Annotated in this window: 6 protein-coding genes; all 6 read left to right on the top strand. The window is 45.4% G+C overall.

The window, feature by feature from the left end:
- The first annotated feature begins 122 nt into the window (after nt 1–122).
- The 6 genes from RID53_RS23610 to RID53_RS23585 all read left to right on the top strand — a co-directional run bounded on the left by RID53_RS23610 (nt 123) and on the right by RID53_RS23585 (nt 13132).
- Entirely contained in the window at nt 123–1181 is a 1059-nt protein-coding gene (locus RID53_RS23610) for a YihY/virulence factor BrkB family protein (RefSeq protein WP_446390424.1), read from the top strand.
- Nucleotides 1182–1260: 79 nt separating this feature from the next.
- Nucleotides 1261–6285 (top strand): PAS domain S-box protein, encoded by a 5025-nt coding sequence (locus tag RID53_RS23605; RefSeq protein ID WP_446390423.1) that lies wholly within the window; start codon nt 1261–1263, stop codon nt 6283–6285.
- A gap of 214 nt (nt 6286–6499) precedes the next feature.
- Nucleotides 6500–8005, top strand: coding sequence for a CBS domain-containing protein (locus RID53_RS23600; protein ID WP_446390422.1), 1506 nt, complete (start codon nt 6500–6502; stop codon nt 8003–8005).
- Nucleotides 7947–10550 (top strand): PAS domain S-box protein, encoded by a 2604-nt coding sequence (locus RID53_RS23595; RefSeq protein ID WP_446390421.1) that lies wholly within the window; start codon nt 7947–7949, stop codon nt 10548–10550. The genes RID53_RS23600 and RID53_RS23595 overlap by 59 nt, the downstream gene beginning before the upstream one ends.
- A gap of 181 nt (nt 10551–10731) precedes the next feature.
- Nucleotides 10732–11388, top strand: a complete 657-nt coding sequence (locus RID53_RS23590; protein WP_446390420.1) for a phosphoribosyltransferase — start codon at nt 10732–10734, stop codon at nt 11386–11388.
- A gap of 403 nt (nt 11389–11791) precedes the next feature.
- Nucleotides 11792–13132 (top strand): erythromycin esterase family protein, encoded by a 1341-nt coding sequence (locus RID53_RS23585; protein ID WP_446390419.1) that lies wholly within the window; start codon nt 11792–11794, stop codon nt 13130–13132.
- Nucleotides 13133–13163 lie beyond the last annotated feature (31 nt).

The raw sequence follows: 13163 nt of genomic DNA, 5'->3' as shown, positions 1-13163 counted from the left end.
GGGAGGATGGCATCTAGTATAAGGCTAAACTTCTAACTTTAGAGGGTTGCGCTGAAACTCGTGAAATTTTATAAATGGTGAAAACAATATGATATCGAAAATCCTGCGTGGAGTGGTTGGTGATGAATTTTAAGGTTGTTGGAGAACTATTTAAGGAAACGATTCAAGAATGGCAAGAGGATAAAGCGTCACGGTTAGCCGCCGCCTTAGCCTATTACACGGTGTTTTCCCTCGCACCGTTGTTGATTATCGCGATCGCGATCGCGGGTTCAATTTTTGGTCCGGAAGCCGCACGAGGGGAGATTGTCGAGCAAATTCAAGGGCTGGTAGGTACTGAGGGGGCTAAGGTGATTGAAACGGCGATTCAAAATGCCAATCGACCAAATATTAGCAATATTGCCTCAATTATCAGTATCATTGTACTGCTGTTTGGTGCATCGGGAGTCTTCGCTCAACTGCAAGACGCTTTGAATACCGTTTGGGGAGTACAACCCAAACCAGGACGACCCGTTAAAGGTTTTTTACAGAAACGGTTACTGTCCTTTTCGGTTGTGCTGGGGATTGGCTTTTTACTCTTAGTGTCTCTGATTGTCAGTGCAGCGTTATCGGCGTTGAGTAATTATGCCAGTGATCTACTTTTTGGAGTAGGATTCCTCTGGTCACTGTTAAATTGGGTGCTTTCCCTGGGCGTAATTACGCTATTATTTGCGATGATGTACAAGTTCCTTCCAGATGTTAAAATTAGCTGGAGTGATGTCTGGATTGGGGCGAGTATTACTGCCATACTTTTTACCATTGGTAAAACTTTAATTGGCATGTATTTAGGGCGGGGGAGTTTTGCCTCAACATACGGCGCGGCGGGGTCATTAGTGATTTTTCTGGCTTGGGTTTACTATTCAGCTCAAATTCTGTTTATCGGCGCAGAATTTACCCAAGTTTATGCCAGTAAGTTTGGCTCAAACATTGTTCCCGATAAACATGCGATTCAACTGACTGAAGCAGATCGGGCAAAACAAGGAATTGCTCATACCGAAGCCCTGAAAGAAGCGACAGGCGATTCAGATTCAGAGGGTTCAAAAAAATCACCGAAGCAAAAACAGTCCGGTAATGTAGGGGCTAAAGCGTTGAAAACCTACCATGATGCAGCCCGGAAAATGGGGTTAGACAAAAAACAAAAATAGGATTAAACTTGAAGACGAGATCCCCGACTTCTTTAAGAAGCCGGGGATCTGAAGGAAGCGCTATAATCAAGACCAAGAATTGACTCAAAAAACAGCGCAACTGCATCAAATGAATCAGGGATTCAACCAAGCCAATCGAGACCAAGCCGTATTAATTGCCCAACTCCAAGAGAGGGAACATCGCCTCAAACAGCTTCTTGATGCTGTACCTGTGGGAATTTTTGTGTTAGAAGCTGATGGGAAACCTGACTATGTAAATCAAATCGGTGAGCAAATTTTGGGTCAAGGAGGGGTTGAATCAGTGACGGCGGATCAATTCATTGAAACCTATCGGATTTATCGGGCGGGAACCGATGAATTGTATCCCCAGAATCGCCATCCCCTATGGCAAGCGTTACAAGGAAAACGGGTACGGGTTGATGATATGGAAATCCGTCGCCCCGATCGCACAATTCCCGTCGAAGCTTGGGGTGCCCCTATCTATGATTGTCAGGGAAATCTGACTCATGCGATCGCGGCGTTTGTTGATATCAGTGAACGTCAGCCGCCTGAGCGGATTTCAGCCGATTATCATCAGAAATTAGAGCAACAGGTGGCGGAACAAACCGAAGAATTACGCCATAGCCAAGCCCGAAATCAGGCGCTACTGGCGGCGATTCCGGATATGATTTTCTGTTCCCAGGCGGATGGTACGTTTATCGATTTTAAACCCGCGCCGACTATCCCCACATTCGCCCCAGCCCAGGATTTTTTAGGCAAAAAACTAGAAGAGGTTTTACCCCCAGACTTAGCCCAGAAAATTAGGGCGGCTTATCAGGAAAGCTTGGTATCGGGTGAGGTGCAACAACTCGACTATCAACTCCAGATCGAGAATCAATGGCGGGATTATGAAGCCCGTATTGTTCCCTGTTGTAACCAGGAGATCCTTTCCATCGTCCGCGATATTAGCGATCGCAAACAAGCGGAAGCCCAAATTGCTTTTCAAGCCTCTCTACTGGATCAAGTCAATAACGCTGTGATTGCCACCGATTTAGCTGGAACCATTATCTACACCAATCAATTTGCTCAGCGTTTATATCAACTCAATCCCGAAACCATACTCGGTCAATCCATTCTTAATGTTACCGTACTCCCCCAAGATAAAGTCCTAGCCCAGGACATTTTAGCCAGCGTTCAAGCAAACGGCTGTTGGCAGGGAGAATTTACTGTTCAACGCCAAGATGGTAGCACCTTCCCCGTTTATGCCACCAATACCCTAATTCGAGATCACCAAGGAAATCCCATCGGCTATGTGGGTGTAAGTATTGATAGTAGCGCTCAAAAACAAGCCGAGGAACAACTGCGCCAAAGTAAACATTTTATTGAACAAATTGCAGCGGCTTCACCCTATTGCTTATATATTTATGATCTGATTGAAAATCGGAATATCTACAGCAACCAAGAAATTACCACAATTCTGGGTTATACACCCGCAGAAATTCAAGCCATGGGCGATAATTTTATCTCCGGCTTGTTGCACCCCGATGATGTCACTATCGTCTCAGAACAGTTACAAAAGCTGGCGACGGCGGCGGATGGAGAAATTTTAGAGATAGAGTACCGGATGCAGGATATCCACGGGAAATGGCATACCTTATTTGGTCGAGAAACGGTATTCGCCCGAACTCCAGAGGGTACAGTCAAGCAGGTAATTGGTACGGCAATTGATATCAGCGATCGCAAGCAAGCAGAAGTTGAATTACGCAACAGCGAACAACTGTATCGTACCATGGCAAAACATTTTCCTAATGGGGCAATTTTTTTGTTTGATCATAATTTACGTTATTTAGTTGCCGATGGTCAAAGTTTAGGCAAGTCAGGTTCAGGATATAGTCGGAATCTATTAGAAGGACAAACAATTTGGGAGGCTTTATCCGAACCAGAATGTGCGCTGGTTGAACCGCTGTATCGTGATGCTTTGGCGGGGATAGAACAAACCCTGGAAATTCCCTATCTCAATTGCATTCATCTGGTACAAACTCGGGCAGTGCAAAATGATGCTGGAGAAATTATAGCGGGTATGGTTGTCGTTCAGGATATCACCGAACGCAAGCAAGCCGAGGAATCCCTCAGAGAACGAGAAGTCTTTTTACGCAGTATCTATGACGGGATTGAAGCGGCTGTTTTTATCGTGGATGTTCTCGAAAATGGCGAATTCTGTTATGTTAGTATTAATCCCACCCATGAACGGATGTCTGGTCTTCTCTCCTCAGAACTAAGCGGTAAGACTCCGCAAGAAGCATTAACTCCAGAAACGGCACAGGCGGTGTCTCAACGGTATCATGCCTGTGTTGCAGCCGGGGAACGAATGAGTTATGAAGAATGCCTACAGATTCAAGAACAAGAAACCTGGTGGATTACCAATTTAACCCCTCTACGGGATAGCAACTCGCGAATTTATCGACTGATTGGTACTAGCTTTAATATTAGCGATCGCAAACAGGTTGAGAAAACCTTACAGTTGCAAGCCGCCGCGATGTCAGCCGCTACCGATGGGATTGCAATTATGAATCAGCAGGGAGAATATGTCTCTCTTAACCAAGCATACGCCCAAATATTTGGTTATGATAGTGCTGCCCAACTCCTCGGTCAAAATTGGCAGACGCTGTACGATATTAGCGAATATCAACGGCTGCTGGCGGAATCTATACCCTTATTGTTAGAGCAGGGATATTGCCGCACCGAAGCCCAAGGTTTACGCCGTGATGGTAGCACATTTCCCCATGAAGTCTCGGTTACATTATTACCCGGAGGAGAAAGAATTGGCATTGTTCGCGATATTACTGAACGCAAGCAAGCCGAAGCTGCACTACGGGAAAGTCAGCATTTTGTGCAACGAATTGCAGAAGCCTCTCCCAATCTTTTATATATTTTTGACCTGAATGAACAACGCAATATCTACACCAACCGGGAGATAGCAGTGTTTTTGGGCTATACTACAGAACAAATTCAAGCTATGGGTGCAAATGTCCTGCCAACTCTGATTCATCCAGAGGATTTAGCCCGATTACCCGCCTATTTTCAACAAGTCCAAAACGCGGCGGATGAAGAAATCTTTGAAATCGAGTACCGCGTCAGAGATGCCAATGGAGAATGGCGCACACTTTTGGGTCGAGAAACTCCCTTTGCTAGAACCGCTGACGGTAGGGTTACCCAGCTTCTCGGTACCGCCACAGACATCACTGAACGCCAACAGATGGAAGCCGCCTTACAAGAGAGTGAACAGCGCTATGAGTTAGCTACTCGTGCGGCAAAGGTAGGGGTTTGGGAATGGAATGTAGAGACGAATGAATTTTATATTGACCCCACAATTCAAGCAATTCTCGGTTACACAGAAACAGAAATTGCTAATAATTTTAACGATTGGATTATCTTGATTCATCCCGATGATCAGTCCACATTACTAGCCGCAACCCAGGCACATTTAGCCGGAGAAACCTCAGAGTACCGGGTTGAACATCGGATAATGCACAAAGACGGTTCAATTCGTTGGATTGTCGTCCGGGGACAAGCCATCCGAGATGTCCAAGGGAAGGGTATCCGCATGATTGGCACGAATACCGATATTACCGAACGCAAGTTAGCTGAAATTGCCTTACAAGAGGCAAAAGAAGCCGCCGATGCTGCGAATCGGGCAAAAAGCACATTCCTGGCAAATATGAGTCATGAATTGCGAAGTCCTCTCAATGCCATTTTGGGATTTGCTCAACTGATGAGCAATAGTGTCACTCTTCCCCGCCAATACCAAGACAATCTACGGATTATTCACCATAGTGGAGAACATTTACTGACGCTAATTAACCAAGTTTTAGATTTATCCAAAATTGAGGCGGGACGTATTACTTTGAATGAAACTACGTTTAACCTGCATCATCTTTTGCGTGAAGTTGAAGATATGTTTCGACTCAAAGTAAATGAGAAAGGGTTACAATTACGGTTTAACTGGGCGGCGGATGTTCCTCCGACAATCCAAACCGATGAAATTAAGTTACGTCAAGTCTTAATTAATCTCCTGAGTAATGCGGTTAAATTTACCTCAACCGGGAGTGTGGTTATGAATGTTGCACAACAACGGACAAATGACGACGGACGAATGACGCTTTATTTTGAAATTAAAGATACCGGATGCGGTATTGCGGCGGATGAATTAGAGAGTATTTTTGAAGCGTTTGTGCAAAGCCAAAGCGGAGTACAATCCCAGAGTGGAACGGGTTTAGGATTGCCGATTACGCGCAAGTTTATCCAACTGATGGGTGGGGAAATCACAGTTGAAAGCCAAGTTAGCCAGGGAACAACCTTTACGTTTGATATTCAGGCAAAGGAAACCCAGGTGACTTCTAGCACACCTCAAACGACTTCACGTCGCGTTATTGCCCTTGCCCCAAATCAACCCCACTATCGAATTTTAATTGTGGATGATCAAGGGGAAAACCGTCAACTATTAATGCAACTGCTGAATCCCTTGGGGTTTGAACTCCAAGAGGCGAGTAATGGTGAAGAGGCGATTGAGATTTGGCAGAATTGGCAACCTGATTTAATTTTAATGGATTTGCGAATGCCGAGAATGGATGGCTACGCTGTTACCCAACACATTCGACAGTGTAGAGACGCGCCATGGCGCGTCTCTACATCACCAATAATCATTGCCCTAAGTGCTAGTGTAATAGAAGAAGAACGGTTAAAAGCCTTAGAGGTGGGTTGCGCGGATTTCATCACTAAGCCGTTTCACGAATCTGATTTGTTGGCAGCCATAACCCAACATCTGGGAGTCAGCTTTATCTATGATGAACTAGAGGAAACTCCTGCGCCACCGGAGACAATCACCTTAACCTCTGATGATTTGGCTATCCTACCTACGGATTGGCTGTCATCATTTTACCAAGCTACTCTGGAAGGAGATTTTGAGGAGATGTTAAGCTTAATCCGTCAAATCCAGGATCAGGATAAAATCTTAGCCAAGACTCTAACCGACTTGGCTCATGATTTCCAGTTTGAACGATTACTCGATATCACCGAACCTTGGATAAGTAGGGAGTCTGAATTATGCAATAATAATGAAATGTGAAACCCTGATCTCGTCTAAATCAGTCGTGAACAACTCCCAACCTAATACCTTGACTGAGCGACAGGTTATATAGTCGGTCTATTTGAATTGTACAACTCAAGGGACTCCCAAAAAACAAGGAGATAGATACAAGAGGGACAAACAAACTACAAGCCTTGCCAAACATCAAGTATCATTATACTAACTAATCTCATTAAGTTTTGAAAACCTAAAAATGTTATCTTGCAGTCCTCTCTTGGAACAATTATCGCAATCAAAATCTATTGATCGCCATCCCCTAATTGTTACTCCCCAGATTCGGGTAACAACGGTTATTAATTGGCTTAATGAACACCAGAGTAGTTATGCATTAGTCGTCAAAGAAAAACGGTTAGTGGGTATTTTCACAGAACGGGATTTTGTCGGCATCGCTGCCCATCAGCTATCCCTGGAAAATTTAAGCATTCAATCGGTGATGACGCCTGATCCGATTACCGTTTCCGTTGACCAAGATCAAGGCATTTTTGCCATTCTTCACCTGCTACGCCAGCATCATATTCGTCATTTACCTGTCATCGATAAAGGGGGTGAAATTATTGGAGTGATTACGCCTAAAACCATTCGAGAGGTTGTTCAACCGACTGACTTATTAAAGTTTAAACGAGTGGGAGATGTGATGACGTCTCAGGTGATTCAGAATTCTGTCACGGCATCCCTGCTAGAAATTACTCAGCAAATGGTGACCCATAAAAAAAGCTGCATCGTGATTACTGAAACCCAAAATAACGCAGATATTATTCCCCAGGGAATTATTACCGAACGCGATATTATTCAGTCCCAAAAAATGGGGATTAATTTCGCGATAACGTCGGCGGAAACCGTGATGAGTACCCCACTGCTTCCGATTAAAATCGATGATTCAATGATGCTGGCGAATGAAATGATGAAACGCCATAAAATTCGTCGTTTAGTGGTTGTAGACGAAGCGGGAAGACTCGCCGGAATCATTACCCAAAGTACGATCCTAGAAGCGCTGAATCCCATAGAAATGTATGCCACCGTTGAACTTTTGCGTCAACAAGTGGATGAGCGAACCCAGGAGTTAAGTCAAATCAATGAGCAATTGCAGCAAAACCTCAGCCAATATGCCAAGTTAGAAGCACAACTGCAACAAGTCAAAGACGAAGCCGCCGCCGCTAACCAAGTTAAACGTGCCTTCTTAGCTAATTTAAACCATGAATTTAGAACACCACTCCATGCGATTCTCGGGTTTGCTCAACTGATGAACCATTCTAAATCCCTCTCATCCGAGGATCAGAAAAATGTAGGGATTATCTATAGTGCGGGTAAGCATTTGCTCGAACTGCTGGAAAACCTGTTGGAATTAACCAAAAGCCAGTCTACTCACATTGGGGATACTGCAAATTTTGAGCTGTCTGACATGCTACCCAAGAGTCCCGAATCCCCGATAACCATTACCTTGACGCCAACGGATTTGGCTGATTTACCGAGGGAGTGGCGAATATCGCTCCATCAAGCCACAATTGAAGGGGATTTTGATAAGATGTTGAGCCTGATTGAGGAAATTCGCGATCGCGGTGAATCCTTAGCCAATTCTCTCTGTACTTTAACTCATGAATTTCAATTCGAGTACCTATTAGCCTTGACCAAACCACCTACTGATGAAGACGATGACGCTGGAGTCAATTCCTCTGTACAAAGGGACAATACTAACGATTGATGATACCCCGGAGAATTTGCACCTGTTAACCGAGATGTTAAGCGAACAAGGGTACAAAATCCGGATCATTCCCACTGGTAGACTGGCGCTGAAATCTATTGCGAACAATCCCCCCGATTTAATTTTACTGGATATTGTCATGCCGGATATGGATGGCTATCAAGTTTGCCAACAGTTGAAAGCTTCTCCGAAAACCCAGAATATTCCAGTCATTTTTTTAAGTGGGTTGAATGAAACCTTTGATAAGGTGAAAGCCTTTGAGGTTGGTGGCGTCGATTATATTACTAAACCGTTTCAAGTGCAAGAAGTTTTAGCGCGGGTGGAGAGTCAATTGCGTCTGCAACGGTTACAAAAGCAGCTAACCGAACAAAATATCCAACTGCAACAAGAAATTCAGGAACGTCAGCAGGTAGAAATTGCCCTGAGTGAGAGTGAAAAAAAATATCGCCATCTGGTTGAAGCGTCACAAGACTTGATTTGGTCGATTAATCGGGATGGAACTTACACCTTTGTTAATCCGATTGTACACCACCTTTATGGCTACTCTCCAGAGGAAATGCTGGGACGTTCGTTTACCGAGTTTCTGTCACCGGAACGTCTGGAAGCGGATGTCAATCTTTTTGAGCGTTTACTTCAGGGACAATCGGTGTTCCAATATGAAACCACCCATCTCACTAAAGCTGGGGAACCCATTCAATTATTACTCAACGCGATCGCAGTAGTTGATGACCAGGGTCAGGTTGTCGGTGTAACAGGTACAGCCAGTGATATCACAGAACGTCAACAAGCACAAGAGGCATTGCGTTTAAGCGAAATCCGCTATCGAGAACTGGTAGAATTTCAGGAACAAGTCCTCGTCTGTCGCTGGAAACCGGATACCACCCTCACGTTTGTCAATCAGTCTTACTGTCGTTTTTTTGCTAAATCTCAAACTGAACTGATTGGTACTAAATATGTAGATTTACTGCCTGATTTTATTCAAGACCAAATCAGGGATTTTGCCAAATCCCTCGTCAACCACGAATGTCCAGAAACCTCCGAACATATCATGATTTCTGATCAGGGGGAACTCCATTGGTTTAAATGGACAGATCAACCGATTCGGAATACAGAAGGACAAATTCTAGAAGTTCAATCCTTTGGCATTGATATTACCACGCGCAAGCAGGCGGAAGAAAAACTGCGCCTCTCAGAAGAAAATCTGGCTCAAGCTCAACGAATTGCTCATATTGGCAATTGGGAATTTGATGTAATCACGAATCAAATTATTTGGTCAGCGGAACTGTTTCGCATTTTTGGTTTGGAACCCAATCAAACGGAACCCACCTATCAACAACTCCTAGACTTCATTCATCCCGATGACTGCTCGGAATTTGAGCAAACAGTCAAGGAAGCCATTGCTCAAGGACTCTGCTACGAATTAGAGTTTCAAATTTTACCCAAGAATCGCACAAGCGTTCGGCATCTTGAGGTGAGAATTGAACCCATTTTTGATCAACATTATCAGGTAATTAAACTCTTCGGCACCGCCTTAGATATCACCCAACGCAAAAAAGCCGAAACCGCCCTGCGACAATCGGAAGCACGCGAACGAGAACGAGCGCATCAACTCCAACGCACGCTCGAAGAATTAAAACGCACCCAATCCCAGCTTGTACAAACGGCAAAAATGTCCAGTCTGGGGCAAATGATTGCGGGAATAACTCACGAAATTAATAATCCCGTTTCTTTTATTTTGGGCAATCTCACCATTGGTCGTCAATACTTTAATGATTTGCTGCGGCTAATTAATATCTATTACGAAACTTATCCTAATCCCCCTTCATCTATTCAAGATATAGCGGAAGCCATTGATTTACAGTTTATCCAGGAAGATTGGCATAAACTGCTCAATTCTATCCACGAAGGGGCAGAGCGAATTCATCAGATTATTCTTTCCCTAAAGAACTTTTCTCGACTCGATGAAGCTGACCTGAAGTCGGTGGATATTCATCAAGGGATAGACAGTACGCTGTTCATTTTACAGCATCGCCTCAAAAGCCCCGGAAATCGGCAGGAAATTCAGGTGATTAAAGAGTATAGTCAACTCCCCCAAGTGACTTGTTATGCCAATCAATTAAATCAGGTGTTTATGAATATACTTGTTAATGCTCTCGATGCCATAGAAAGTCGCTCGTCACCTGGAATAATTACGATCAGCACCGAAGTCGCTGATGCTCACCGACAACCCCCCCCAAACAATGGAAACCAGCAGACCGACGTTGTGATCATCCGCATTACTGACAATGGAATCGGCATTTCTGAGGAAGTGCAACCGCAAATCTTTGATCCATTTTTTACCACAAAACCTGTGGGCAGTGGTACAGGTTTGGGCTTATCAATTTGCTACCAAATTATCGTTGAGAAACACCAGGGACAACTCAGTTGCCTGTCCACTCCAGGAGAAGGGACAACGTTCATCATCGAGATGCCGATCAACCCGCGATCGCAACAGCCAAGAGAAATCCCCTTAAATGGCATGGATCTGGCGAAAGAAATCAGCTAGGGTTTTGAGTGGTTCAGGTATCTATCTGTAGGTTGACGAATTTCTGGCACCTAGCGATCTAATCTAATAGAAGCTTAAACCTATAGTTAAACCGTCTATTACCGTCCTCACCTGACTTAATCCACTTATATTCCCTGACTGAAATTAGGGATCTAAACTTTGTTGACAACTTAGGATAATTATGATTTTCAAAACTAGAAAAGAAGCAGGTCAAAGACTCACCAGCGACCTGAAAGAGTATGCCAACCGCCCCGATGTGATTGTCTTGGGATTACCCCGTGGAGGTGTACCAGTGGCGTATGAAGTAGCGAGAGGACTCAATGCGCCTCTAGATGTGTGGCTGGTTCGCAAATTAGGCGCACCGGGTCACGAAGAATTAGCCATGGGTGCGATCGCCAGTGGTGATACGCGCATATTAAACAAAGACGTGGTGCGATCGCTGGATGTATCCAAGCAAGCGATCGACAAAGTAGCAGCCAAAGAGCAACAAGAATTAGAACGGCGGGAAAAAGCTTACCGAGGGGATCTTCCGCCTCTGGAATTGCGCGATCGCACCGTACTTTTAGTAGATGACGGTTTAGCGACAGGGGCATCAATGCACGCCGCTGCCGTTGCCTTGCGACAGCATGACCCCAAGGAAATCGTTGCCGCTGTCCCCGTTGCCGCCCCCGAAACCTGCCAGGAGTTTAAAATCAAGGTAGACAAAATCATCTGTAGTGAAACGCCCCAACCGTTCTACGCCGTCGGTTTGTGGTACGACAAATTTGACCAAACCACCGACCAAGAAGTACGTGACTTGATGCAGCGTGCAGCCAGTCAACAACCAGCTAGAGCATAAGTAGGTGGGGACAATTAAAGGGATCGTCATTCGTCATTCGTCATTCGTCATTCGTCATTATGTAAGGGTTTAGGGACAATTGTAGGGGCGGGTTTAGGGACATTGTAGGGGCGGGTTTAGGGACTAAATTAGATATTCTACCAATAAGGGAACAACAAAACCCGCCCTTACCCACCAATAAGGGAACAACAAAACCCGCCCTTACCCACCAATAAGGGAACAACAAAACCCGCCCTGTCTCACCAATAAGGGAACAACAAAACCCGCCCTGTCTCACCAATAACGGAACAACAAAACCCGCCCTGCCTCACAATCGTTGGGTTTCGTACCTCAACCCAACCTACAAATACGTGATCCACAAAATCCGATCAATTGCTCAGACGTTATAGATTATAAAATTATCATGCCTACAAAAACTAAACTTACCGATGCTGTACGTCAAGCCGCACATCCTATTTCCGGGACATCATCCGACTATGATGCCCTACTCGATCAAATCGGAGATGCTCGTTTTGTCCTCATCGGCGAAGCCTCCCACGGCACCCACGAATTCTATCAACAACGGGCAGAAATCACCAAACGGCTCATTCAAGAAAAAGGATTCACCGCCGTCGCCGTTGAAGCCGATTGGCCCGATGCTTATCGGATTAATCGCTACGTTCGAGGTGTTAGTGATGATCCGGACAGTATCCACGCCTTGGCAGATTTCCAACGCTTCCCCACTTGGATGTGGCGCAACGCCGATGTATTAAATTTTGTCGGTTGGCTGCGAGAGTACAATGACGCCTTACCGCAGGATGCCACGAAAGCCGGGTTTTATGGGTTAGATCTCTACAGCCTCTATACCTCAATCGAAGCCGTTCTCAAGTATCTGGAGACCATTGATCCAGAAGCCGCCGCCCATGCGCGTTACCGTTACTCCTGTTTCGATCACTTTGGCGAAGATACCCAAACCTATGGATACGCCACCAGCATTGGCATGAATCAACCCTGTGAAGATGAGGTAGTCGATCAACTGGTGGATTTACGACGCCGTGCGGCGGATTATGCCCAACGAGATGGGCGGATTCCTGAAGATGAGTTCTTCTATGCCGAACAGAATGCCAGACTGATTAAGAATGCCGAAGAATACTATCGTTCCATGTTTCGGGGTCGAATTTCCTCCTGGAATTTACGCGATCGCCACATGGCGGAAACCCTCAACCAATTAGTGACTCACTTTGAGCAACAGGGTCAACCCACGAAGGTTGTGGTTTGGGAACATAACTCCCACCTCGGCGACGCTAGAGCCACTGATATGGGCGCGGCGGGGGAACTGAATGTCGGTCAACTGGTGCGTCAGCAATACCAGGATGATGCCTTCCTGATTGGCTTTAGTACCTACACCGGAACCGTTACCGCTGCATCCAACTGGGGTGCATCAGCAGAACGCAAGCAAGTGCGTCGGGCATTACCGGAAAGTTATGAAGCCTTGTTTCATCAGACGGGACAGCCGAACTTTTGGCTAAACTTACAGGAGCAAAACCCCGCCGTGCAAGGCTTACACAAGCCGCGTTTAGAACGTGCGATCGGTGTGATTTATCTGCCCCAAACCGAGCGCGTCAGCCATTATTTCCAGGCGCGATTACCGGAACAGTTTGATGCGATTATCCATTTTGACGAGACTCGCGCTGTTGAACCCTTAGAACGCACTCCTCAATGGGATCGAGGTGAAGCACCCGAAACCTTCCCCATGGGCGTGTAATTTTAGCCGGTTGTCGGGACAGATAAGGCAA

The organism is Coleofasciculus sp. B1-GNL1-01 (genome assembly GCF_040220235.1).
Lineage (GTDB): Bacteria > Cyanobacteriota > Cyanobacteriia > Cyanobacteriales > Coleofasciculaceae > Coleofasciculus.
The sequence above is the reverse complement of the archived record's forward strand: the minus strand, read 5'-3'. Positions and strand labels throughout refer to the sequence as shown.

Coding starts and splice junctions, on each gene's coding strand:
- RID53_RS23610 (WP_446390424.1), top strand. CDS start 123: ATGAATTTTAAGGTTGTTGGAGAACTATTTAAGGAAACGATTCAAGAA.
- RID53_RS23600 (WP_446390422.1), top strand. CDS start 6,500: ATGTTATCTTGCAGTCCTCTCTTGGAACAATTATCGCAATCAAAATCT.
- RID53_RS23595 (WP_446390421.1), top strand. CDS start 7,947: ATGAAGACGATGACGCTGGAGTCAATTCCTCTGTACAAAGGGACAATA.
- RID53_RS23590 (WP_446390420.1), top strand. CDS start 10,732: ATGATTTTCAAAACTAGAAAAGAAGCAGGTCAAAGACTCACCAGCGAC.
- RID53_RS23585 (WP_446390419.1), top strand. CDS start 11,792: ATGCCTACAAAAACTAAACTTACCGATGCTGTACGTCAAGCCGCACAT.